Origin of the sequence: Streptomyces sp. NBC_01298 (genome assembly GCF_035978755.1) — a bacterium.
Classification (GTDB): Bacteria; Actinomycetota; Actinomycetes; order Streptomycetales; family Streptomycetaceae; genus Streptomyces.
On the sequence record NZ_CP108414.1, the window covers coordinates 5,223,160 to 5,246,621 of the forward strand.

Sequence of the window (23,462 nt, forward strand, 5' to 3'; positions counted from 1 at the left end):
CGGGTCGCACCCCGTAGGCCCCCCGTGGGGCCCCCGGTAGGGCGCGCCCTACGAACGGGGGGCCTGCTCCATGGTCTTGATCATGTCCATGGACTGCTCCGCGCCCTGGTGGGCCACCAGCCGGCCCTGCTGGACCACCTGGAAGGTGACCCGCCCGTTGACCATGCGGGGAAAGCCGGAGACGGCGCGCATGTCGTCGTAGCGCCAGCTGAGGTCGGGGGTCAGGCCGCCGGTCTGGACGGGTTCGGCCTGGTTGAGCTTGCGCGCGAGGTTGCGCCCGGTGATGGTCTCGTCCTCCTTGAACCGCTTCACCATCTCGCTGAACACCGTGTACGCGATCCAGGTGTTCTGGGCGCCGCTGTCGTCGGGGTCCACGGCGTTGTCACCGAAGGCGTGCTCGGAGACGACCTTGCGCATCTGCGTCCAGAGCGGATCGGTGGAGACCGGGTACCAGCTGGTGACGTAGGCGCCCTCGAAGGGGCTCTCCTTGCCGCCGGTGCGGTCGACCAGGGCCTGGCTGACCGAGCCGAGGACCGAGGAGATCTGCGGCTTGCGGTTCTGGACGTCGGCACGGCGGAAGGCGTCGAAGAAGGTCTCGGTACGGGCGCCGAGCACGGCGGCCACGCAGCCCTTCTCCTTCCCGTCCTTCGCGGAGGGGGCGTCGCCCTTCGAGGCGCCGCGGGGTGCGGTGGCGGCCAGTGCCTCGTCGGCCTGGGCGCGGAGGTCGGCGGAGTCTTCGGCGGCCCGGATGTCGCTGGCCGCGGCCATCTGGTTCGCCTTGAGGCCGGCGTTGAGCTGGCCCGGCAGGGAGTCGCCGGCGAGGGTGTCGGGACGGACCAGGGCGACCTTGGCGCAGGTGCGCCCCAGCAGGTGGCCGGCGCCGGCCACCAGGACGGGCTGGCCGCCGTTGACCGGGTAGGAGAGCGGGGACTGGAACTCCTCGGGGGAGACCCCGTACCCGCCGATGAACGGGATGCCCGCGACTTCCAGCGGGGCCATGAAGGCGCGTCCGTGCTGGCTGTAGGAGCCGACGACGGCGACGGCCTTCTCGGCGACCGCCTTGCGGGCGCAGTCGGCGGCGCCGGTGGGCGTGTTGCGCTCGTTGCAGGTCAGGACGCGGAGCTTGCGGCCGTTGATGCCGCCCTTGGAGTTGACCCAGCGTTCGTAGGCCTTGGCCATGCCGGGCATGCCCGGCATGTTGGTCGCCGAGGAGTCCTCCGGGGCGAAGGTCATGACGGTGAGGGTCTCGGCGCCCCCGGAGCCCCCCGAGCCTCCGGGGAGCGCCCCGCAGCCGGCGATGAGACACGCGCCCATCGCCATGGCCGTGGTCCGGGCCAGAAAGGTTCGGGAGAGTGCCGCTGCGCTTCGCCGGGTGGTCATGTGCATGCACCATTCCGCGCCCGGGGTAACTGAAGTACGAGGTGCGCGCAACATCGAGTGACGGTGAGGTGAATTACGGGTGTCGCCCACACGGTGAGTGAGCGCCCGTCGGGTCCGTGCGGGCCGGGCACGGGTGCCTCAAGATCGCGCCGGACGGGAACGTACGATCGAAAGCGTGACATTCGCCCAAGGTTCGAAGAACTCTTCCCGCCGCGGCGGCCGCTCCTCCACCATGGGCGGCATGCCCCTCAACGACATGCCGTGGTGGCGCTGGCGCAGCAACGTGCGCTCGGCGCTGCACATGCTTTCCGACCCCGCGTTCCAAGAGGACACCTGGCTGGCCGCCGCCGAAGGGTACGGGGACGTCACCGACGCCGTGTACCGGCTCGTCGAGGACACCTGGCTCGACAGCTGGTCCGCGGACAAGTACGTCGGCACGATCTTCCGCGATGCGCAGGAGGCGGCCCTCGTGGACCTCGCCGTGCTGCGGGTGCTGCGGATCATGCACCAGATAGGCCCCGACGCCCCGGTCTCCGGATACCTGGAGCACCACGCCTGGCCGGAGGCGGTACGGGCCGCGCGCGAGGCCCACGTACGACTGGCGACGGCGGACGGGGAGGACCCGGACGTGCGTCCGTGCTCACTGGACGTCCTGCGGATCCTCACGCGCGCGGTGTGATGTGGAAGGCTGTGGGGTCATGAGCGACGACCCGCAGCCCCAGGCCCCGCAGCAGTACGTACTGACCCTCTCATGCCCGGACAAGCAGGGCATCGTGCACGCCGTGTCCAGCTACCTGTTCATGACCGGGTGCAACATCGAGGACAGTCAGCAGTTCGGCGACCGCGACACCGGTCTCTTCTTCATGCGGGTCCACTTCGCGGCCGACGCTCCGGTGACCGTGGAGAAGCTGCGCGCCAGCTTCGCCGCGATCGGCGACTCCTTCCGGATGGACTGGCAGATCCACCGCTCCGACGAGCGCATGCGGATCGTGCTGATGGTGTCGAAGTTCGGGCACTGCCTCAACGACCTGCTGTTCCGCCACCGGATCGGCGCGCTGCCGGTGGAGATCGCGGCCGTGGTCTCGAACCACACCGACTTCGAGGAACTGGTCGGCTCCTACGGGGTCCCGTTCGTGCACATCCCGGTGACGAAGGACACGAAGGCGGCGGCGGAGGCGCGGCTGCTGGAGCTGGTGCGGGCCGAGGAGGTGGACCTCGTGGTCCTCGCGCGGTACATGCAGGTGCTGTCGGACACCCTGTGCAAGGAGCTGAGCGGGCGGATCATCAACATCCACCACTCGTTCCTGCCGAGCTTCAAGGGCGCGAAGCCGTACCACCAGGCGCACGCCCGCGGCGTGAAGCTGATCGGCGCGACCGCTCACTACGTGACGGCGGACCTGGACGAGGGCCCGATCATCGAGCAGGAGGTCGAGCGGGTGGGGCACGAGGTCACCCCGGACCAGCTCGTGGCGATCGGCCGGGACGTGGAGTGCCAGGCGCTGGCGCGGGCCGTGAAGTGGCACAGCGAGCACCGGGTCCTGCTGAACGGGACCCGGACGGTCGTCTTCACGTAGGGCCGGCCCCCGCGCGGGCGGTGGGCCCTGCATCCGGGGCCCTGTATCGGGGGCCCTACACCGGGCCCTGAATCCGGCCCTACATCCGGCTCAGGGAGGCCGCCGCGAAGAGGACGTCGCGGATGGCCTCGCGGTCGCCGTTCTGGCCGACCGCGGCATCCTCCGGGGAGATGTGGCCCGCGGCGAGCTGGCAGAACTCGACGCCGTCCAGGGCGATCCGGGCCACCGTGTGGTCCGGTGAGGGCTTCGCCGCGGGGGAGTCCAGTGCGATGTCCCAGCCGCCGCCTCCCGCGCCCTCGATCTCCAGGTGCAGGGTCCGGCCCGGCGCCCCCGCCGCGACCAGCCCGCGCGCCGGCGCCGCCAGTCCCGCCCGCCGGCGCCCGGCCAGGGCCGCCGGCAGGAGCCGGGCCGCCAGGTCGATCATCCGGTTCAGGTGCGGCGCGGACGGCGGCCCGTACGGATAGTCCACCGCCTCCGCGATGTCCACGGCGTGCACCCAGCACTCGAAGGCCCGCTCCAGGAACGCGTCCCCGAGGGGCAGGGCGAAGCCGCCGTAGTCCACGTCCAGTTCGGCCACGCCGCTGCCCGCGAAGGAGACCGTACGGACCAGGGTATGGCCCTGCTCCCGCCACGGCTCGCGGACCCGGCGGGTGGTCGGGTACGGGGAGTCCTCCCAGAACCGTTCCGTGCGCTCGGCCGGGGTGTCCGCCGACGCCTCCGGCCCCAGGGGGTCGTCCAGGCCCAGCGCGGCCGCCACGAGGCCGTCCACCGCCAGCAGGTGCCCGATGACCCCGGCCACCGTGGTCCGGCGGGTCTGGCGCCGCTCCTCCTCGAACCACTTCAGCCGGACCGGGGTGTGCCACTCCGAGTCCCCGAAGTCCCGCAGCAGCGCGTCGAGCCGCGCCGTCTCGGTGTCGTACGGGCTCGCCCACACCGGCACCGGGATGCGGGCGGGACGCTTGCCGAGGCAGTCCTCCAGCACGCGCGAGCGCAGCAGCGGCTTGAGGTCGAGGGTCTCCTCCGGGCGCAGCAGCCCCACGGCGTCGCGCAGCCGCAGGGCCTCCTCGGCGCAGCGCGCGCATTCGGTGAGGTGGTCCTCGACGGCCTGGGTCTCCTCCGCGGAGCAGGCCGCCAGGGCCCAGGCGCCGAGCAGGGACTTCAGTACGGCGTGGGTGGGCGGCGGCGCTGCCGGGACGGGCTCCGGTTCGGGCTCGGCGGGTGCCGGTGCGGCCACGAAGTCGGTGACCTCCGGGTACCGCGTGAACTGCGCGTACTCGGCGTCGTCCAGGGCGTCCAGGGCGTCCAGGGAGTCGAGGTCCTCCGGCCCGTCGGGGTCCAGGGGCCCCTCCGCGGACGGCGCGTACCCCGGCCGCGCGAGGTCGAGGTCGTCGGCTGCCCCGCGCGGTCCCGGTATGCGCGCCGGGCCGTTGGCGCGGTTCGGGGGCTGCTCGTGCCGCTCGTACTCCTCGCCGTCGTCTTCGCCGAAGGGGCTCGGTGGCGTCGTCATCGGGTGGATCCATATCCGGAGGGGCCGTACCCGGGCGGCACGGTGTCGTCGCGCGGGACGGCGTTGGCCGTGGACAGGAGTTGCAGGCCCAGGCGCAGCCGGCGCCGGGCCTCGTCCTCGCTGATCTGCAGGTCGGCGGCGGCCTGGCGGTAGTCGCGGCGCTTGAAGTAGGCGAGTTCGAGCGCGGCCCGCAGGGGCGCGGGCATGGAGGTGACGATGAAGTCGGCGCGGGCCGCCGCGTTGGCGCTGCGCACCTTCTGTTCCAGTTCCTCGCGGGAGCCGTTGCCCAGTTCGGCCTGGCGCAGGCGGGCGACGGCCTGCCCCTGGGTGATGCGGGCGACCCAGGAGCGCATGGAGCCCTGTTTGGGGTCGTAGGCGTCCGGGTTCTCCCAGATGTAGCCGAAGACCTCGCGGGTGATCCGGTCGGCGGCCTTCTCGTCGTTCAGGACCCGGTGGGCGAGGCTGTGCACGAGCGAGGCGAAGCGGTCGTACAGCTCTCCGAGCGCGGCGGCCTCGCCGCGGGCCAGGCGTTGTTGCATGCGGCGGTCCCAGCGCGGTGGTGCGTCCTTCGGCATCGTGCCCCCAGCCGGATTCCCGGTTCAAGCCGTGTGTCGACCACTCGAATGTAGTGGGCATGCAGCGGTGTGCGCCCGTTTTGCCAGAAGCTCGTCCCGGAACGGCGCCCTCCGTGATACGGGCGTCGCGCGGCGTGAACGCGGATGTCGGGCCCGCCCCATGGGTACAGGCGTACGCGCCCCACCGCGCTCCTCGTGCGCTGGTTCGATGCGGCCACCTCCTTGACCGCTTCGCTTAACGCGCAGGCCACGTAGGCCTTACGCTCCTGTCCTGTCTTGAACTGCACCCCACCGCATACGTGAAGGCGGAACGCCGAATATGGACAGCGCAGAATACGAGCGCAAGATCGCCGCCCGCTTCGCCACCTTCGACCAGGACGGGTCGGGGTACATCGACCGGGAGGACTTCAGTACGGCGGCCAAGGCGGTCCTGGCCGAATTCGCCGTCGCCGCCCGGTCCGACCGGGGCCAGGCCGTCTTCGCCGGCGCGGAGGCCTTCTGGCAGGGCATGGCCGGCATCGCGGACGTGGACGGCGACCAGCGGGTGTCCCGCGAGGAGTTCGTCACGGGCGCGGCGAAGCGGCTGCGGGACAACCCGCACCGGTTCGCGGAGATCGCGCGGCCGTTCCTGCGCGCGGTGATCGCGGCGGCGGACCCGGACGGGCCCGGCGCGACTCCGGCGGCGACGGCCCGCGTGCTGCGCGTGCTGGGCACTCCGGAGGAGCTGGCGGGCCCGGTCGCGGCGGCCCTGGACGCGGACGGCGACGGCCGCATCACGGAGGACGAGATCCTGGCGGCCTTCGCGGGCTACTGCGGGGTGGCCGCGCCGGACGCGTAGGCGCCGGCGTGGGCCCGGGTCTGGGCCTGGGCGTTGGCGTGGGCGGGGCCGGGAGCCCCGCCCGGGCGGGGGCCTACGCGTACCGTTCGCGGAGTTTGTACTTGAGGACCTTGCGCAGGGCGTCGTTGCGGGGCAGGGCCTCGACCAGTTCCAGTTGTTCCGGGAGCTTGTGCGGGGAGAGGCCCTCCGTGCGGAGGTGGGAGGTCACCTCGGCCAGGGTCAGCGGGGCCGCGCCCGCGGGCTGTTCGACGACCGCGCAGACGCGTTCGCCGCGTTCCGGGTCCGGCAGGCCTATGACGGCGACGTCGGCCACCGCCGGGAGCTGGTGGAGCAGGTCCTCGATCTCCTTCGCCGAGATGTTCTCGCCCTTGCGGATGATGACGTCCTTGCTGCGGCCGGTCAGGACCAGGTAGCCGTCCTTGGTGAGGTGACCGAGGTCGCCGGTGACCAGGTAGCCGTCGGCGTCGAAGACCCCGGCGTTCTCTTCCCGCCCCAGGTATCCCCGGCAGACCGCCTCTCCGCGCAGGCGGACCTCCCCGTCGGTGTCCGGGGGGAGGAGCGCCCCTTCCGGGGTCGTGATGCGGATCGACATGCCCTGCGGCGGCCGGCCCTCGGTGGTGGCGAGGTTCTCCGCGGTGTCGTCCGGGGCGCCCATCGTGATCATGGGGACCTCGGTCATGCCGTAGCCGTGGGTGAGCTGGCAGCCCAGTTCGCGGACCACCGCGTGGTAGATCTCCGGGGGCTTCGGCGCCCCGCCGCCCGCGAGGAGGCGGAGGGTGGGGATGAGCTTGGCGGACGGGTCCTTGCGCTGCTCGGTGAGGAACATCGAGTAGAAGGCCGTGGAGCCGCCGGCGACGGTGACGCCGTGGCGCCGGTAGCCGTCCAGGGCGTCGGGCATCGCGAACTTCTCGAAGAGGACCGCCGGGAACCCGTAGAGCAGCAGCATCACCGTGTAGTCGGGTCCGGCGATGTGGGCGAACGGGAAGGCCATCGAGCCGACGTCGTCCGGTGACAGGTGCAGGGCGTGGGCCAGGCAGGAGCCGCCGGCGATGAGGGAGCGGTCCGTGTGCAGGACGCCCTTGGGGTCCGAGGTGGTGCCCGAGGTCCAGTAGATCCACCGGACCGAGACGCCGTCCCCGGGGGGCGGGGGGAGCACCGCCGGGTCGCCCGTCGGGAGGGTGGCGTAGGCCTCGAAGACGCCGCGGGCGCCGAGGCGGTGCGCCATGGCCGTGTGGTCGAAGCCGCGCCAGACGCCGGGGACGGCGAAGAACTCCGCCTTGGACTCGCGCAGGGCGAAGCCGACCTCACGGTCCCGGTAGAAGGGGATGACGGGGGTCTGGACGGCGCCGATGCGGGCGAGGGCGACCGAGAGCAGCACGGTCTCGATGCGGGTGGGGAGCTGCCAGGCGACCACCGTGCCGGGGCGCACCCCCATGTCGTGGAGGCCGGCCGCGACCTGCTCGGACCGGTCGCGCAGCTCGGCGAAGGTCAGCCGCCGGTCGTTCGCGGGATCCTCGGCGGCCTCGATGAGGACGGGGGCGTCGGGGGTCATGGCGGCCCGGCGGGTGATGAGGTCCCAGAGCGTGCGGGACCGGCTGAGTTCGACTGCGGTGCTGTTGTCCGTCATCCCGGACCCGCCTCCCCTTGGCCGCTCACGTACCTGACGGATAGTCAGATCAAGCGCAGAGCGTAGAGCGCGGACGCTTGTCGGTCCAGGGGTGGGGAGCTAGCTTGGTTCCAGATTTCTGACGCCCCATCAGATTCAGTATCGGGTTAGGCGTCGGATTCAGCTTCGGCTTCAGCGAGGGGACATCATGGAACTGCCTCGGATCATCAGCGTCGACGACCACGTCATCGAACCGGCCCACCTCTTCGACGTGTGGCTGCCGGCCAAGTACCGCGACCGCGGTCCCAAGGCGCTCACCGCCGGCATCGGCGAGCTCGCCTACACCGGCGGCAAGTACGTGATCACCATGGACCCCGACGGCCCGCCCACCGACTGGTGGATCTACGAGGACCTGAAGTTCCCGTACAAGCGCAACATCGCCGCCGTGGGCTTCGACCGGGACGAGATGACCCTGGAGGGCATCACCCGCGAGGAGATGCGGCGCGGCTGCTGGGACCCCAAGGCGCGCCTCCTCGACATGGACCTCAACCACGTCGAGGCCTCCCTGTGCTTCCCGACCTTCCCGCGCTTCTGCGGGCAGACCTTCGCCGAGGCGAAGGACAAGGAAGTGGCCCTGGCCTGCGTGCGCGCGTACAACGACTGGATGGTCGAGGAGTGGTGCGGGGACAGCGGGGGCCGGCTCATCCCGCTCTGCATCATCCCGCTCTGGGACATCGACCTGGCCGTCGCCGAGATCCGGCGCAACGCCGCGCGCGGGGTGCGGGCGGTGACCTTCTCCGAGATCCCCACCCACCTCGGCCTGCCGTCCATCCACACCGGCTACTGGGACCCCTTCTTCGCCGTCTGCCAGGAGACCGGCACCGTCGTCAACATGCACATCGGGTCCAGCTCCCAGATGCCCGCCGCCTCCCCCGACGCCCCGCCCGCCGTACAGGCGGCGCTCAGCTTCAACAACGCCATGGCCTCGATGATGGACTTCCTGTTCAGCGGGGTGCTCGTCAAGTTCCCGACGCTGAAACTGGCCTACAGCGAGGGCCAGATGGGCTGGATCCCGTACGCCCTGGAGCGCGCCGACGACGTGTGGCAGGAGCACCGGGCCTGGGGCGGGGTCAAGGACCTGATCCCCGAGCCGCCGTCCACGTACTACTACCGGCAGATGTTCTGCTGCTTCTTCCGCGACAAGCACGGGATCGCCTCGCTGGACGTCGTCGGCCGCGACAACGCCACCTTCGAGACCGACTACCCGCACGTGGACTCGACCTTCCCGCACACCAAGGAGGTCGCCCTCGACCACGTCAAGGGTCTCGATGAGGAGACCGTGTACAAGCTGATGCGCGGAAATGCCATCCGCATGCTCGGACTCGACTTCGACAAGGACCGGCGGACGGGGCGGTAGGCGCAGTGGACCTCACCTATACCGAGGAGGAGCGGGAGTTCCGGGCCCGGCTGCGGGCCTGGCTCGCGCACGTGCTCCCCGGACTGCCGCCCAGGCCCTCGCCCGACGACTGGCCGGGCCGCCGCGCGTACGACGCGGGCTGGCAGCGCCGCCTGTACGACGCCGGGTACGCCGGACTGCACTGGCCGGTGGACGCGGGCGGCCGCGGGGCCACCCCCACGCAGCACCTGATCTACCTGGAGGAGACCGAGCGCGCGGGCGCCCCGTACGTCGGCGCGAACTTCGTCGGGCTGCTGCACGCCGGCCCGACCATCGCCGCCGAGGGCACCGCGGAGCAGCGCGCGCGCTGGCTGCCGCCCGTCCTGCGCGGCGACGAGATGTGGTGCCAGGGCTTCAGCGAGCCGGACGCGGGCTCGGACCTGGCCTCGCTGCGCACCCGCGCGGTGCGCGACGGCGACGAGTACGTGATCACCGGCTCGAAGATATGGACCTCGCACGCGGAGGTCTCCGACTGGTGCGAGCTGCTGGTCAGGACGGACCCGATCAGCGGGACGACCCCCAAGCACCGGGGGATCTCCTGGCTGGCCATGCCGATGGACGCGCCGGGGGTGACGATCCGGCCGCTGCGCACCCTGGCCGGGTCCACGGAGTTCGCGGAGATGTTCCTCGACGAGGTGCGGGTCCCGGTCGCCAACCGGGTCGGCGCGGAGAACGACGGCTGGCGGGTCACGATGGTGACCCTGTCCTTCGAGCGCGGCACCGCCTTCGTCGGGGAGGTCGTCGCCTGCCGGCGCACCCTGGGCGAGCTGGCCCGCGCCGCGAAGGCCAACGGCCGCTGGGACGACCCGGTGCTGCGGCGCCGGCTGGGCCGGCTGTACGGGGAGTTCGGCGCCCTGTGGCGGCTCACCCAGTGGAACGTCAGCGAGTCGGAACGCTCCGGCGGGGTCCCCGGCATCGGCGGCAGCGTCTTCAAACTGGCGTACTCGCACGCGCGCCAGGAGCTGTACGACACCGCCGCCGAGGTACTGGGGGCGCAGTCCCTGTCGCTGGAGGAGGAGTGGACCCTGGACCGGCTCTCCTCGCTCTCCTACACGATCGCGGCCGGCACCTCGCAGATCCAGCAGAACATCGTGGCCGAGCGGATCCTCGGCCTTCCGAAGGGCAGGTGAGCGTTCCGTGGACTTCCAGCCGACGCAGGACCAGCGGGACCTGCGGACGGGCGTACGGGACCTCCTGGCGGGCCGCTACGACCGCGAGGCGCTGCGCGCCTCGGTCGACCGGGCGGCCGACACGGGCCGGTCCGTGGACCGGTCCCTGTGGCGGGAGCTCGGCGAAGCCGGGTTCTTCGCGCTGCGGCTCCCGGAGGACCGGGGCGGGGTCGGGCTCGGGCTGCCGGAGGCCGTCCTCGTCTTCGAGGAGGCCGGGCGGGCCCTGCTGCCCGGTCCGCTGGTCGCCACCCACCTGGCCGCCGGGCTGGTCGCGGGGGCCGCGGAGGGGGAGGCGGTGGTGACGGCCTTCGACCTGGAGGGCCCGCTCGTGGCCCACCTCGGCGAGGCCGACGCGGTGCTCGGGGCGGACGGGGAGCCGGTGGAGGTCCATGACGGGGAGCCGGTGCGCTCCGCGGACCCGCTGACCCCGCTGGCCCGCGTGTCCGTACCGGTGCGGCCGGTGGCGGCCGGAACCTACCGGGACGAGGGGGCGCTGCTGACGGCGGCCCTGCAGCTCGGCAGCGCGCTGCGCACGGTGGAACTGGCCGTGCGGTACGCGAAGGAGCGCGAGCAGTTCGGGCAGCCGATCGGGGCGTTCCAGGCGGTCAAGCACCTGTGCGCGCAGATGCTGGTGCGCGCGGAGGTGGCCCGTACGGCGGTCTACGCGGCCGCCGTGACGGCGGATCCGGCTGAGGTGGCCGGAGCGAAGCTGCTGGCCGACGAGGCGGCCGTGCGCAATGCCCGGGACTGTCTCCAGGTGCACGGCGGGATGGGCTTCACCTGGGAGGCGGACGTGCACCTGCACCTGAAGCGGGCCTGGGTGCGGGCGGAGCAGTGGCGGACGGCGGCGCAGGCGGAGGAGGCGCTCGCGGCGGAGCTGCTGGCGGCGGCGGAGTAGGGGGCGGCGGAGTGGGCGGGGTCCGCGGGGTCGTTCGGGCCGCCGGCTGCTCGCTCGCTGTGACGGTGGGGTGCGGGAGGGACGGCGCGGGACGCATGTCCGATTACGGAGAGTTGATATCGGTTTGTGTCCTTCGCCCGCCTCATTGAGGCCCGGAGGCGGGGGGTGGCTCCGGTACGCTCCCGGGAATGCGAGCGGTTGAGCGGCGCGAGCGCCGCACAGTATGCACCACGCTTACTCCTTCACGCTGGAATATGCCCGAAGCGCTTGTTGTGGTGACTGTATGTCAACCATGCTGCTCCGCAACGGGGTCACACTCGGTGACTCCGTCCTGTCGCGAGGCGAAGTGTCCGCCGGTTCGGATGGTGTGAGCGGTGCAGGTGCTTCAGGTTCAGCTGGAGGTAGGACCGGACCCCGCCGAGGTCGGCCGGGCCCGCCGATGGGCCCGCTCCCGGCTCGCGGGCTGCGGCATAGGGGATGACGAGCCGCTCGCGGAGACGCTGATCCTGCTGATCTCCGAGCTGGTCACCAACGCCGTCGTGCACACCGGCTGTCCGGCCGTGCTGCGCATGCTCTTCGGGGAGCCGGGGGTGCGGGTGGAGGTCGCGGACGCGAGCGACCGGGCCCCGTCCCCGCGGCAGGCCGCGGGGGACGATACGGGCGGGCGCGGGCTGGAGCTCGTGGACGGACTGGCGGACCGCTGGGGCTGGCAGCGCGAGGGCGCCGGGAAGCGGATCTGGTGCGAGATCGACCGCGAGGAGAAGACCGCGGAGGGGATCTCGGACGAGGTCGCCGGGGAGCCCGGCGGGAAGGCCCCGGACGGGCCGGAAATCCGTGGCGCGATCCGGGAACCGCGCGTGTACCTCTAACGAGGTGTTGACGGTTCGTCAACTGGTGATCACTCTTGTGTTGAACGATTCGTCGCGAGGGGACGCCAAGGGCCGGTCCTGCCTTGACGAGTGCGGGTCGTGGGGTGGCGGCCGCCGTGCCGCGCTCGGGGCGTGCATGCGCGCCGCCGCCACCCGCAGCACCATTCCATTGCCCTTCCGGTGTGTTCGTACCGCCGCGGTGCAATGCGATGGCACCCCCGAGTCGTCTTGGGGGTGAGGGGGTGTTGCCGGGTGGAGCCATCCGAAGAAACGTTTGCGGAGTTCGTCGCGGCGCAGGGAGTCCCGTTGCTCCGCACCGCGCGGCTGCTGACGGGCGACTGGCATCTGGGACAGGACCTGGTGCAGGTGACCCTGGCCAAGGTCTACGACCGCTGGGCCCGCGCGGGCCGCTACGACGCACCGGTCGGCTACGCCCACAAGGTCATGGTCACCACGTACTGCACCTGGCGCCGCAGGCGCTGGCACTACGAGCTGCCCCACGCGGCCCTGCCCGACGCGGTGGGCGTCTACGGCATCGGTTCCGGCTCAGGGGAGCCCACCGCAGAGGCGGTCGCGGCCTCGGACCTGCTCGAACGCGCCCTGCTCGGCCTCCCGCGGCGCCAGCGGGCCGTCCTGGTGCTGCGCTACTACCAGGACCTGACCGTCGAGCAGACGGCGGAGATCCTGGGCTGCCCGAACGGCACGGTGACCAGCCTGACCGCACGGGCCCTGACCCGCTTGCGGTCCCACCCCGACCTGAGTACGAGCGTGAGCGAGGCGGAGGCGCGATGAACGGGTACCCCGAAGAAGAGCTGCGCCGCGCCCTGCACGCGCTGGCGGACCGGCCGCCGGTGCCCCTCGCGGCGCCCGCGCCGCAGGACGCCGTCCGGGCGGCCGCCCGGATCCGCGGGCGCCGGAGAGCGGCGGCGGCGGCCGGACTGGTGGCGGCCGCCGCGGTGCTGGCCGTCCTCGCCCCGCAGTGGTCGCCGGGCGACGGGTCCCGGATGCCAGCCCCGCCGGCCGCGACCGCGGGACCGCCGAGCGGCCTGCCCGCGGCGACGGAGCCGGCCGTTCAGGCCACCCCGGCGCTCGGGGTCCCGTACCCGCACACGTTGTACGTGCACTGCGGGATCCGGTTCACGAAGTTCGACGGCCGCTGGTGGCGCGCCGATCCGGAAGTGCCGGACGAGGCCTTGGACGCGGCCGTCTGGGACGACCCGTACACGGCGGGCACGATGATGCTCGTCTCGGCGGTCGAGGCGCGCTTCGTCCGCCACGACTCGGAGGTAACGGTCACCTTCCGTCCCACGGAGGAGGATCGGCCGCTCTGCGCTTGAGGGCGGGGACGGTCGCGGGAGCGTGGAACCATGAGGTGTCCATGACGTGTCTCTGTGCGGGGCGCGTCGTCCCACCCGAAGGCCCACTCCAAAGGCCCCCCTCACCGCAGGAGTAGTGCATGGCAAACCCGTACCAGGTGACACCTCCGCCCGCCCCGGGGCGCCGTGGGAGCAAGCTCCCCGGTTTCCTCGTCCTCGTTCTGATCGTCGCGGCCATCTACGGAGCCTCCCAGTGGCTCGGCAAGAACGGCGACAAGGACGACGCCAAGCCCTCGGCGTCCGCTTCGGCCTCCGCCGCGGCGTCCAAGGACCCGGGGAATCCGGAGTCCTCCTCCGACACGTCGAGCACGTGGGCGGTGGGCGACTGCGGCGGCCCCGACCCGGACAACCCGCCGGACGGCTACCGGCCGCGGAAGTGCTCGGCGTCCGGAGCCACCTTCAAGGCGATCGACATCAAGGACGCCAGCATCCTGCCGGGCGCGATCCAGTGCCCGCCCGGCACCGACCTGATGATCCAGGTGAGCATGACCTACGGCTCCGCGAAGTCGGGCGGCATCCCCACCAACACCGTCTGCGGCCGCAACCTGACCGGTGACCACCCCGGCGACGCGGGCGCCGGCGGCGGCCAGCTGGTGCAGGGCGACTGCGTGACGAACCAGGCGCAGGAAGTGCCCTGCGCCTCGGGCGGCTCGGGCGCGTACAAGGTGCTCGGCCTGGTCAAGACGAAGGCCGAGTGCCCCTCCGGCACCACCGAGCCGATGCAGCTGACCATGGCGGTGGGCCGCCCGTACGACGTGATCTGCGCGAAGGGCTGACCGTAGGGCGCGGAGGCTGCGGTCTTCCCGGACCGCCGTCTCCTCACCGGCGGGGCCGGTGTGCGACGGTCAGCCGGAGGTAGTCCACGGGCCGGACCCGCCACTCGGCGCGGATCCCGTCGCGCAGGACGATGCTGAAACCGGCGACCTCGCCCCGGTGCAGGGCCGCGAGCGCGGGGACCCGGCCGCCGCCGTCGGACCAGGCGAGTGCGCGGGCCGCTTCGTCCGGGGACAGGGCGAAGGGGTGCGTGGTCCGGATCTGCACCCGGATCAGCCGGACGGCTTCCTCGGGGGTGTCGAGCATCGCCCGGTCCAGCAGTTCGGGCCTCCGGTCGGCGTACGCGTCGGCGTAGCAGAGCGCCTCGAACCAGAACCCGGCCAGGATCGCCACGGTCGTGTCCCGGGCGGGAGGCAACTTTGCACCTTGTGGGAGAGGTGATCGGCGCGCTTGGGGCATGGCTGCCCTCCTGTGCTGACGGCATGGGTGCACCTGACCTACAGCCCGACGTGCTCAACAGGGCGAGGCCGTGCTGGAATTGCGACGCAGTGTGACGGTAGCGCTACGCCGATCGGCCTGGCAAGTATGCACCGGTGCATAGGTGCTCATTGGCATATGCGGAAAGCCCCCCGCCAGGCTTGGCGAGGGGCTTTCCGGGCGAGAGGCGGTGCGGGCGGGTCAGTTCACGAAGTGGTCGAACTCGCCGGCCTTGACGCCCCTGATGAAGGCGGCCAGCTTTGCGGGACTGGTGGTGATGACGACACCCGGGTCGTCGCTCTCGCGCATCACGATGCCGCCGGGTTCGTGCCCGACTTCGATGCAGTTCTCCCCTCCGCCTCCGGAGAAGGACGACTTCTGCCACTTGATGGATGCGCTCATTGCCGTATCTCTCACAGTTCTCGTGCGATGTGGTGGATGATCTGCCGCGACGCCTCCGAGTCCAGGGCCGCCTGCTCCGCGATTTCGAAGAGCGTCCTGTACTTGCGCAGATCGGCGTCGGCGTCCAGGAATCGGCCTCCGAAGGCGCTGTCGATCTGCACCGTGTCCAATTGCGGAACGATCCCGCGGGCATAGAGGACGGGCTGAGTGACCTCGATGAAGTCCTCGTTCGTGAAGGGGATGACGCGAACCGTCACGGCGGGGCGCGTCGACACGTCCAGAAGGTGCTCAAGCTGCTCGCGCGCGACCTTGCGTCCACCGAAACGCATGCGCAGGGCCGCTTCGTGGATGATCGCGTCGAACTGGGGCGGTTCGGCTCGGTCGAAGAGCGTGACGCGCTTCATGCGGTGTTCGACCCGGGCCTCGACCTCTGCGGCGGGGAGCTTCGGAGTGGCACCCGAGAACAGTGCGCGGGCGTAGTTCTCCGTCTGGAACAGTCCGGGCAGGGTCACGCTCTGCATGGTGCGGAGGGCTACGGCGTGGTGTTCCAGCTCGGCGATGTCGAGGAATCCGGGAGCAAGGATGCCCCGATATTCGTCAAACCAGTACTGTCCGCGATGCTCCCTGGCGATGGCGCACAGGGCTTCGATCAGGGCCTCGTCGTCACATGAGTAGAACGTCGCGAGCCGTCGAATGCGCTCCTCGCTCACGCCGAGCCGACCCGCTTCGATGTGGCTGATCTTCGCTTGGTCGACGGAGAGGAGACCAGCGGCCTCCCGGGCCGTCGTCGCCGCGGCCTCGCGTAGCTTCCGCAGCTCGACCCCGAGTCGCGCCTGGCGTGCCGTCGGGTTGTCCCTCGGTGGCATGTGTCCCTTCCCCTTGTCTGGCACGAGTCTGCCGCTATCCGTGCCGTGGGTCTACCGGCGGCAGAGGAAGTAGGTGGCAAGGTTGCACCGGTGCATGGTTGCCCCCTATGGTCCTCGCAACATCGCATCGCATGTCGATGGAGCGAAGTGCAGCCGCTGGCGAGGGTCTTGGAGCTCGCGTCGCCTGGGGGCGGCCAATGCCACGCAATCCGTACCGCGTTGGGAGAAGAACGTGACGCACGCGAAAGCGTTAGGGCTCAGCTACCGGATGGTCGCGCCGAGTCGGCCCGATACGCCCCGGGTGGCCAGGGAGTGGGTGGCTTCGATCCTGCGGGGTGCCGGGTTCGGGCACCTCGTGGAGGCGGCCCGGCTGTGTACGTCGGAGCTGGTGACCAACGCGTACCGGCACACCCCGACGGAGACGATCGGCGTCGGTGTCGACGTCACGGGCGGCCGGATCACCGTAGAGGTGCGCGACAGCGGCCCGCCCTGGCGGCCGGTCGGCGGCGGGCCGCTCGATGTGCGGGGGCGGGGGCTCGTCCTCGTGGGGGCGTACTGCGAGGACTGGGCGGTGGTCGCGGGCGACGGCGGGACCGTGGTGTGGTTCCGGCTCGGCGGAGGCGGAGGGTGAGGGTGCCGGCCGGACCGCCTCCGCGAGATGGCCGTGAGTCGGCGAGGCTGGCCACGGCGCCTGCGCTGCGATTCCGGATTGTTCTTCCTTCCGTGGGGATCCCGGCTAGCGTCCAACCGCATGAGTGAGCGCTTCATAGAGTTCAAGGACATAAGCGACTACGCGGCTGCGGTCGGGGAGGTCTGGCCCGGCCGGGAGGGACTGACGCGTGTGGCCGCGGCCTACCCGTCGATCGTTGTGGACGGCTGGACCCAGGAGGGATGGGTCTATTTCCTCCCGGGCGGGCAGTCCGGACCTCTGGAGCAGGTAGGCCGGATAGTGGTCGTCGGAGCGAGCGGTTCGTTGCCCGTCCGAGTGGTTCGGGATGGTGTGACGCGCGCGGAATGGAACGTCATCCAAGAACCGATCAAGTACGGCCAGGAGCTGGACTTCGATCAGTTCGTCCGTATGGTCCACGACGCCTGATCGCGTGGCGTCCTGGCCGATGCGGAAAGCCGCCGGCCAGGACCCCCGTCGCGGGTGACGGGCGGGGAGCGCGGGTGAGGATTTCCCTCCGTGGATGATCTCTCGCAAACGCTGACCCCGGCGGCACCGATGGCCCCGTCACACCTGCTGTTGGGCATCGGGGGCGTCCCCATGGAGGCGATGTCTGCCCCTACTCGGTACTCGGAACGCCCTCGCCCGACTTGCTCGCCTTCATCCCCCACGCTCGTCGTGTCCTCGTAAGCCTCACAAGTGGTTCCGGTGGCTCGTACGGCTGTTGACCTTGCCGTCCGGGCGGTGAAGGATCCGACCATGTTGCTTCTCGCCGGTCAGACGGAGCCCGCTCCAGGCCCGTTCCTGCTGATCTGGGGACTGCTGGTGATCGTCTTGGGCGGAGTCTTCGCCACCAAGAGCGGGGCTGCCAGGATTCGATCCTTCGTCGTGAACGGCCTGGATCGGAGTTCGCGGACTCGGGAGAGGGTGCGGTCGGTGCCCTCCGCGGGTTTCGTGCGGCTCGTTGGCGGTGTCCTGGCCATCTGTGGGTTGGTGGCGGTGCCCGCCTCGCTCGTCATGATGACTCGGGGCTGAGGGTCGAACTGTTCGGGCCAGGGCGACCGGCGGACGGGAACGCTCAGAGGATGGCGATCGGGGCCACCGGGGTGCCCACCGCGCCGACGAAGGGCTCCGGCATGGCCGAGAGGAGGAAGGTGTAGCGGGATTCTTCCGCACAGGCTGTGGACAACTTTTCGAGGTTCCAGTTCTGGCCCTGGTGCATGCCCATCTCGACCAGGTCCAGGGCGTGCACCGGCAGCCACAGGTTGTCTATCTCCGGCGGGAAGATCTCGAAGGTCAGGGTGTCGTTCGCGACGGCCGCCACGTCCCGGGCGTGGAACCACTCGGGCGTACGGACGGACAGGCCGGGCGACGGGTAGCCGTAGCCGTGCTTGTCGCCCGCCAGGTAGACCTGCACCTGGCCGGTGCGGACCAGGACGATGTCGCCCGCGCGGACGGTGACCCCGGCGAACTCCTCCGCCTCGTTCAGGTCCTCGGGGGTGACCGCGTGGCCGCCGGGGAGGCGGTCCAGGCCCTTGGCGCGGGCCACGTCCAGCAGGACCCCGCGCGAGACGATGTGCCCGGCCTTGTCGATGCCGCTGAACTCGGCGCGGCCGTGCGCCGTGATGGTGCCGGCCGGGCGGCCGTTGTAGATCTTCCCCGAGTGCGAGACGTGCGTGAGCGCGTCCCAGTGGGTGCCGGCCTGGAGCCCGAAGGTCACCGCGTCGTCGCTGCACGCCACCGTGCCCGGGCCGAAGAGTTCCTGGTTGATCTGCACCATCGTGTGCAGCGGGTTGATCCGGCCGGGGATCATGCCGGACTGCACCCCGTCCTCCTTGAGGGGGAGGGCGAGCGGGATGCGGCGCCCGGTGCGGATCTCGGCCGCGGCCGCGCGGACGACCTCGTCGGTGATGAGGTTGAGGGTGCCGATCTCGTCGTCGGCGCCCCACCGGCCCCAGTTGTTGACGCGCTTGGCGATGTCGTGGAACTCGGCGGGCATGGCCATGGATCTCATCAGCTCCTTGAGGAGGAAATGGGCGGTGGTGGCGAACTGGGGCTTGTGCTGGCGCATCGCGGTGCCCATAGAATCTAACGGACCGTCAGAAAACGCGGGAAGGGGCCGGACGTGGGGAACTTCTTGGCAGGCAAAGTCGTCGCCGTCACAGGCGCCGGCCGGGGCATCGGACGGGCCGTGGCACTCGCCGCGGCCGCCGAGGGTGCCAGGGTCGTCGTCAACGACTACGGCGTGGGCATGGAGGGCAACGAGCCCACCAGCGAGATCGCCGAAGCGGTGGTGAAGGAGATCATCGCCGCTGGTGGGGAGGCCGTCGCCGTCGCCGACGACATCTCGACGATGGCGGGCGGGCAGCGCATCGTCGACACCGCGCTCGCCCAGTACGGACGCATCGACGGAGTCGTGTGCGTCGCCGGCATCCTGCGCGAGCGGATGCTGTTCAACATGTCCGAGGAGGAGTGGGACCCGGTGGTCGCCACCCACCTCAAGGGCACCTTCACCGTCTTCCGCGCGGCCTCCGCCGTCATGCGCCGCCAGGGCACCGGCACGCTGATCGGCTTCACCAGCGGCAACCACCAGGGCTCCGTGGCCCAGGCCAACTACAGCGCCGCCAAGGGCGGGATCATCTCGCTCGTCCGGTCGGCGGCCCTGGGGCTGGCCAAGTACGGAGTGACCTCCAACGCCGTGGCGCCCGTCGCGCGCACCCGGATGTCGGCCAACGTGCCGATGGAGCTCAAGGAGATCGGCGAGCCCGAGGACGTGGCGGCGCTCGTGACCTACCTGCTCTCCGACAAGGCCGTGGCCGTCGGCGGCGAGAAGATCACCGGGCAGGTCTACACGATCGCCGGCCCGAAGATCGCCGTCTGGGCCCAGCCCCGCGAACTGCGCGCGGGGTACGCCGAGGGCTCCTGGACCCCCGAGAAGATCGCCGACTTCCTGCCCGGGACCGTCGGCACCGACCCGATGCCGATGCTCGCCCAGCTCGAAGCCATGGCCAAGGCGGCTGCGGCCAAGGACCGCCCCAACGCGTAGAACCGAGGGGGGTACGACCATGGACTTCCGCTTCGACGAGGAGGCCGAGGAGCTGCGCGGCCGCGCCCGGGCGTGGCTGGCGGAGCACCTCGTGGGCCCGTACGAGGAGGCCGTCGGCCTCGGCGGGCCGGGCAGCGAGCACGAAGGAGTCGAGATCCGGCGCGCCTGGGAGCGCGAGCTGGGACGGGCCGGCTGGATCGGGCAGGGCTGGGAGACGGGGGAGGGCGACGGGTACGGCAACCGGCGGCTGTCCCTCACCGGGCAGGTGGTGTGGGCCGAGGAGTACGCGGCCGCGCGCGCGCCGGCCCGGGTCGGCCACATCGGCGAGAACCTCCTCGCGCCGACGCTGATCGCCTACGGCTCCCCGGAGCAGCGGGCCCGCCACCTCCCCGGCATCGCCCGCGGCGAGGAGCTGTGGTGCCAGGGGTACTCCGAACCGGGCGCCGGCTCCGACCTCGCCGGAATCCGTACGACGGCCGTGAGGGACGCGGCGGACGGCCTCCACCGGGTCACCGGGCAGAAGATCTGGACCTCGCTCGCCCAGGACGCCGACTGGTGCTTCGTCCTGGCGCGCACCGAGGCCGGGTCCGTGCGGCACCGCGGGCTGTCCTTCCTCCTGGTCCGCATGGACCAGCCGGGCAAGGTCGAGGTCCGGCCGATCCGGCAGATGTCGGGGACCTCCGAGTTCAACGAGGTGTTCTTCGACGGGGCCGTCGCCGCCGAGGTCGTGGGCGGGGAGGGCAACGGCTGGTCCGTGGCCATGGGACTGCTCGCGCTGGAGCGAGGGGTCTCCACGCTCGTCCAGCAGATCGGCTTCGCGGCCGAACTGGAGCGGGTGGTCCGGGCGTACGTGGACGCGGGCGCGGGCGACCCGGTCCTGCGCGAACGCCTCGTACGGCAGTGGGCCGAGCTGCGCACGATGCGGTGGAACGCGCTGCGGACGCTGGGCGCCGAGGGTGGGGACCCCGGTGCGCCCAGCGTGGCCAAACTGCTGTGGGGAGGCTGGCACCGGCGGCTCGGGGAGCTGGCGGTGGAGGTCCGGGGCGCGGTGGCCACCGCCGGGCCGGGGCACTGGTCGCGGGGGACCCCGTACGAACTCGGACTCGACGAGGAGCAGCGGCTGTTCCTGTTCACCCGCGCCGACACCATCTACGGCGGCTCGGACGAGATCCAGCGCAACATCATCGCCGAGCGCGTGCTCGGCCTGCCTAAGGAGTCCAGGTGAGAGGCGTCGTATTCGACGGCAAGCAGGCCCAGGTGGTCGACGATCTGGAGATCCGGGACCCGGGGCCGGGGGAGGTGCTGGTCGCGATAGCGGCGGCCGGGCTGTGTCACAGCGATCTGTCGGTGATCGACGGGACGATCCCGTTCCCGCCGCCGGTGGTGCTCGGGCACGAGGGCGCGGGCGTGGTGGAGGCGGTCGGCTCCGGGGTCACCCACGTGGCGCCCGGCGACCACGTCTCTCTGTCCACGCTCGCCAACTGCGGGGCGTGCGCGGACTGCGACCGGGGCCGGCCGACGATGTGCCGCAAGGCGATCGGGATGCCGGGGCAGCCGTTCTCGCGGGGCGGCACGCCGCTCTACCAGTTCGCGTCCAACTCGGCCTTCGCGGAGCGGACCATCGTCAAGGCCGTGCAGGCGGTGAAGATCCCCAAGGACATTCCGCTGACCTCGGCCGCGCTGATCGGCTGCGGGGTACTGACGGGCGTGGGCGCCGTACTGAACCGGGCCAAGGTGGACCGCGGCGAGACGGTGGTCGTCATCGGCACCGGCGGCATCGGGCTCAACGTGCTCCAGGGCGCGCGGATCGCGGGCGCCACGACCATCGTGGCGATCGACGCGAACCCGGCGAAGGAGGCGGTGGCCCGGCAGTTCGGCGCCACGCACTTCATCGACGCCTCGGCGGTGGCGGACTCCTCGGCGGCCGTGAAGGAGATCCTGCCCACGGGCGCGGACCACGCCTTCGAGTGCGTGGGCAACGTCAAGCTGATCCGGCAGGCGATCGACCTCCTGGACCGGCACGGACAGGCGGTCCTGCTGGGCGTGCCCGGCTTCAAGGAGGAGGCGGCCTTCCAGGTCTCGTCCATGTACCTGGACAAGACGATCATGGGCTGCCGGTACGGGTCCTCGCGCCCGCAGCGGGACATCGCGCTCTACGCGGAGCTCTACCGGCAGGGGAAGCTGCTGCTGGACGAACTGGTCACGGAGGTCTACCCGGTGGAGGACTTCGCCAAGGCCGTGGACGACGCGCATCACGGGCGGGTGGCGCGGGGGGTCCTCACGTTCTGAGGCGGCTCCTCGCGCGGTTCCGCGGTCGGCCCTCCTCCTGGAGCGGGGCCGGCCGCGGCGTGTTTCAGTACCGCCGCTTGACCAGCCAGGTCAGGGCCAGCAGCGGGGTCAGGCTCGCGAGGAAGGCGGGCAGCCGGTTGTAGCCGGAGACCTGGAATTCGAGGGCGACGGGCAGGAGCAGGACGAGGCCGCACAGCAGGATCGCGAGGGCCGGGAGGTGGGTGCCGGGCCGGAAACGGCGCAGGTTCTTCATGTCCGACGGGTCCATGAACGACTTGGTGATGGCTGCCGCGACGCCGGACCACAGCAGGCCGAAGAACGCGGCGATGGGGGACCCGAGCCAGGCACGGGTCATGGCGGGGTGCTCCGCCACGCCTTCTTCGGGGTGGGCCGGGGCGAAATGGGCGGCGACCCGCATGCCCGGCTCGGGGAATCGGCTTGTGGTGTACCCCTTCAGGGCGACGTCCCGGGGCCCGCTGTCGAAGGGGACGCGGACGACGAGGTCCGTGTCGTACGAGCCGTGGCTGTCCTCGGTGGGCGGGGTGTGCACCGGTTCGCCGGCCAGCCGGACGATCTCCACCTTGCCGCTGTCGTACCCGGCCCGCTCCAGCCGCTCGATCTCCTTGCCGTCCGCACTGGAGCCGGTGAACAGCACCACGAGGGCGGCGGCCACGGCGAACGGCACGCCGATGGCGAAGAGGTAGGCCAGCTGTCCGTCCCCGCGCCGGTAGCCGGCCGGCGGAGACGGCTTGTCCAGCGGGCCGATGCGTGCCCGGCAGGAGGCCACGACCCAGCCGCAGGCGAAGAGCGCGGAGGCGCCGGCGAAGGCCAGCTCGGCGGTCAGGGGTGGGTACGGGGACACCGGGGTCAGTGAACAGCCGATCGCGGCGGCCGCGCTTGCCACCATCAGCCAGCCCGTGATGCCGGTCCACCTGCTGCGACCCGGCTCGTAGTACGTGTGCCCCATGATCCCCCGCCCGTTCGAGATCCGCAGGATAGCGGCGGGGCGGGCGGGCGGGCTCGGCCCGTGGGTCGTCAGTCGGTGAAGCGGCCGAAGCGGCCCTTGTGGAAGAGCAGGGGTTCGCCCTCGCCGGCCGCGCCCATGGCCTCGACCTTGCCCACCACGATGAGGTGGTCGCCGCCGGTGTGCACGGCGTGGATCCGGCAGTCGATCCACGCCGGCACCGCGTCGAGCTGCGGCGATCCCGTGGCGGGGGCCGGGGTGTGGGCGACCCCGGCGAACTTGTCGGCGCCGCTGACGGCGAAGGCCCGGCACAGGTCGCCCTGTTCGGCGCCGAGGACGTTCACGCAGAACACCCCGGTGCGGGCGATGCGGGGCCAGGTGGTCGACGTACGGGCCACCATGAAGGTGACCAGCGGGGGTTCGAGGGAGAGCGCGGCGAAGGACTGGCAGGCGAAGCCGGCCGGACCGTCCTCCCCCTCGCCGGGCGGCGAGGTGATGATCGTGACCCCGCTGGCGAAGTTCCCGAGGACGACCCGGAATTCGGCGGGGCTGACGGGCGCGCGCTCGTGTTCGCCGACGGCCCGCAGATCCGGGCGGGGCAGTGCTTCGACGGGCTCGGTCCCGGGCTCCGCGGCGGCGGAGGGGAGGGAGCCGACTGACCTGAGGTATCGGACGACGGTGGCCGCCATCCCTGCGTGTCCCATCACACTTCCGATTGAAGCTGACGGT

25 protein-coding genes are annotated in these 23,462 nt (G+C 71.5%); 15 read left to right on the plus strand and 10 right to left on the minus strand.

Annotation, left to right across the window (positions count from 1 at the left end):
* Positions 1–48 precede the first annotated feature (48 nt).
* Entirely contained in the window at positions 49–1,380 is a 1,332-nt protein-coding gene (locus OG730_RS23780) for an ABC transporter substrate-binding protein (protein WP_327306133.1), read from the minus strand.
* Positions 1,381–1,612: 232 nt separating this feature from the next.
* Between OG730_RS23780 and OG730_RS23785 the strand changes: the two genes are divergently transcribed.
* Entirely contained in the window at positions 1,613–2,059 is a 447-nt protein-coding gene (locus OG730_RS23785; protein ID WP_327309386.1) for an SCO4402 family protein, read from the plus strand.
* A gap of 19 nt (positions 2,060–2,078) precedes the next feature.
* Positions 2,079–2,954 carry a formyltetrahydrofolate deformylase gene (gene purU, locus OG730_RS23790; protein ID WP_327306134.1) on the plus strand — a complete coding sequence of 292 codons (876 nt, stop codon included), beginning with the start codon at positions 2,079–2,081 and terminating at the stop codon, positions 2,952–2,954.
* Positions 2,955–3,033: 79 nt separating this feature from the next.
* On the opposite strand, the gene OG730_RS23795 is transcribed toward purU, so the two are convergent.
* Both OG730_RS23795 and OG730_RS23800 read right to left on the minus strand, forming a co-directional pair.
* Complete coding sequence (locus tag OG730_RS23795; protein WP_327306135.1) at positions 3,034–4,461, minus strand: maleylpyruvate isomerase N-terminal domain-containing protein; 1,428 nt, start codon at positions 4,459–4,461, stop codon at positions 3,034–3,036.
* Positions 4,458–5,036, minus strand: coding sequence for a sigma-70 family RNA polymerase sigma factor (locus tag OG730_RS23800; protein WP_327306136.1), 579 nt, complete (start codon positions 5,034–5,036; stop codon positions 4,458–4,460). The genes OG730_RS23795 and OG730_RS23800 overlap by 4 nt, the downstream gene beginning before the upstream one ends.
* A gap of 319 nt (positions 5,037–5,355) precedes the next feature.
* Here OG730_RS23800 and OG730_RS23805 point away from each other — a divergent pair, with 319 nt between their 5' ends.
* Positions 5,356–5,874, plus strand: a complete 519-nt coding sequence (locus OG730_RS23805; protein WP_327306137.1) for an EF-hand domain-containing protein — start codon at positions 5,356–5,358, stop codon at positions 5,872–5,874.
* Positions 5,875–5,947: 73 nt separating this feature from the next.
* Here OG730_RS23805 and OG730_RS23810 read toward each other — a convergent pair whose 3' ends face one another.
* A complete protein-coding gene (locus OG730_RS23810) occupies positions 5,948–7,501 on the minus strand; it encodes a class I adenylate-forming enzyme family protein (RefSeq protein ID WP_327306138.1) in 1,554 nt (517 codons plus the stop codon).
* A 187-nt stretch (positions 7,502–7,688) separates the two neighbouring features.
* On the opposite strand from OG730_RS23810, the gene OG730_RS23815 reads away from it, so the two are divergent.
* The 7 genes from OG730_RS23815 to OG730_RS23845 all read left to right on the plus strand — a co-directional run bounded on the left by OG730_RS23815 (position 7,689) and on the right by OG730_RS23845 (position 14,024).
* Positions 7,689–8,897 carry an amidohydrolase family protein gene (locus tag OG730_RS23815; protein WP_327306139.1) on the plus strand — a complete coding sequence of 403 codons (1,209 nt, stop codon included), beginning with the start codon at positions 7,689–7,691 and terminating at the stop codon, positions 8,895–8,897.
* 5 nt (positions 8,898–8,902) lie between these two features.
* Positions 8,903–10,066, plus strand: coding sequence for an acyl-CoA dehydrogenase (locus OG730_RS23820; RefSeq protein ID WP_327306140.1), 1,164 nt, complete (start codon positions 8,903–8,905; stop codon positions 10,064–10,066).
* A gap of 7 nt (positions 10,067–10,073) precedes the next feature.
* Positions 10,074–11,003 carry an acyl-CoA dehydrogenase family protein gene (locus tag OG730_RS23825; protein WP_327306141.1) on the plus strand — a complete coding sequence of 310 codons (930 nt, stop codon included), beginning with the start codon at positions 10,074–10,076 and terminating at the stop codon, positions 11,001–11,003.
* A 374-nt stretch (positions 11,004–11,377) separates the two neighbouring features.
* Complete coding sequence (locus OG730_RS23830) at positions 11,378–11,872, plus strand: ATP-binding protein (RefSeq protein ID WP_327306142.1); 495 nt, start codon at positions 11,378–11,380, stop codon at positions 11,870–11,872.
* Between the two features lie 204 nt (positions 11,873–12,076).
* Positions 12,077–12,664, plus strand: coding sequence for a SigE family RNA polymerase sigma factor (locus tag OG730_RS23835; protein ID WP_442814996.1), 588 nt, complete (start codon positions 12,077–12,079; stop codon positions 12,662–12,664).
* On the plus strand, positions 12,661–13,209 hold the full coding sequence (locus OG730_RS23840) for a hypothetical protein (RefSeq protein WP_327306144.1): 549 nt from the start codon (positions 12,661–12,663) through the stop codon (positions 13,207–13,209). The genes OG730_RS23835 and OG730_RS23840 overlap by 4 nt, the downstream gene beginning before the upstream one ends.
* 119 nt (positions 13,210–13,328) lie before the next feature.
* Positions 13,329–14,024, plus strand: a complete 696-nt coding sequence (locus tag OG730_RS23845; protein ID WP_327306145.1) for a hypothetical protein — start codon at positions 13,329–13,331, stop codon at positions 14,022–14,024.
* Positions 14,025–14,067: 43 nt separating this feature from the next.
* Here OG730_RS23845 and OG730_RS23850 read toward each other — a convergent pair whose 3' ends face one another.
* From OG730_RS23850 to OG730_RS23860, 3 genes are all read right to left on the minus strand, one after another.
* Entirely contained in the window at positions 14,068–14,439 is a 372-nt protein-coding gene (locus OG730_RS23850; protein WP_327306146.1) for a hypothetical protein, read from the minus strand.
* A gap of 261 nt (positions 14,440–14,700) precedes the next feature.
* Complete coding sequence (locus tag OG730_RS23855) at positions 14,701–14,901, minus strand: DUF397 domain-containing protein (protein ID WP_327306147.1); 201 nt, start codon at positions 14,899–14,901, stop codon at positions 14,701–14,703.
* 11 nt (positions 14,902–14,912) lie between these two features.
* The gene (locus OG730_RS23860; RefSeq protein ID WP_327306148.1) at positions 14,913–15,767 is read right to left on the minus strand and encodes a DUF5753 domain-containing protein; all 855 of its coding nucleotides are present in this window, start codon (positions 15,765–15,767) and stop codon (positions 14,913–14,915) included.
* A 268-nt stretch (positions 15,768–16,035) separates the two neighbouring features.
* On the opposite strand from OG730_RS23860, the gene OG730_RS23865 reads away from it, so the two are divergent.
* Entirely contained in the window at positions 16,036–16,398 is a 363-nt protein-coding gene (locus OG730_RS23865) for an ATP-binding protein (protein WP_327309387.1), read from the plus strand.
* 120 nt (positions 16,399–16,518) lie between these two features.
* Complete coding sequence (locus tag OG730_RS23870) at positions 16,519–16,863, plus strand: hypothetical protein (RefSeq protein WP_327306149.1); 345 nt, start codon at positions 16,519–16,521, stop codon at positions 16,861–16,863.
* A 649-nt stretch (positions 16,864–17,512) separates the two neighbouring features.
* Here OG730_RS23870 and OG730_RS23875 read toward each other — a convergent pair.
* On the minus strand, positions 17,513–18,439 hold the full coding sequence (locus OG730_RS23875) for a cyclase family protein (protein WP_327309388.1): 927 nt from the start codon (positions 18,437–18,439) through the stop codon (positions 17,513–17,515).
* Positions 18,440–18,559: 120 nt separating this feature from the next.
* Here OG730_RS23875 and OG730_RS23880 point away from each other — a divergent pair, with 120 nt between their 5' ends.
* From OG730_RS23880 to OG730_RS23890, 3 genes are read left to right on the plus strand one after another with little or no spacing between them, the layout of a single operon-like run.
* Positions 18,560–19,480 (plus strand): SDR family NAD(P)-dependent oxidoreductase, encoded by a 921-nt coding sequence (locus tag OG730_RS23880; protein ID WP_266878578.1) that lies wholly within the window; start codon positions 18,560–18,562, stop codon positions 19,478–19,480.
* 19 nt (positions 19,481–19,499) lie between these two features.
* The gene (locus OG730_RS23885; RefSeq protein ID WP_327306150.1) at positions 19,500–20,705 is read left to right on the plus strand and encodes an acyl-CoA dehydrogenase family protein; all 1,206 of its coding nucleotides are present in this window, start codon (positions 19,500–19,502) and stop codon (positions 20,703–20,705) included.
* Positions 20,702–21,769 (plus strand): Zn-dependent alcohol dehydrogenase, encoded by a 1,068-nt coding sequence (locus OG730_RS23890; protein ID WP_327306151.1) that lies wholly within the window; start codon positions 20,702–20,704, stop codon positions 21,767–21,769. The genes OG730_RS23885 and OG730_RS23890 overlap by 4 nt, the downstream gene beginning before the upstream one ends.
* 64 nt (positions 21,770–21,833) lie before the next feature.
* Here OG730_RS23890 and OG730_RS23895 read toward each other — a convergent pair whose 3' ends face one another.
* Positions 21,834–22,736 (minus strand): hypothetical protein, encoded by a 903-nt coding sequence (locus OG730_RS23895; protein ID WP_327306152.1) that lies wholly within the window; start codon positions 22,734–22,736, stop codon positions 21,834–21,836.
* Positions 22,737–22,804: 68 nt separating this feature from the next.
* Entirely contained in the window at positions 22,805–23,422 is a 618-nt protein-coding gene (locus tag OG730_RS23900) for a flavin reductase family protein (protein ID WP_327309389.1), read from the minus strand.
* Positions 23,423–23,462: the final 40 nt, after the last annotated feature.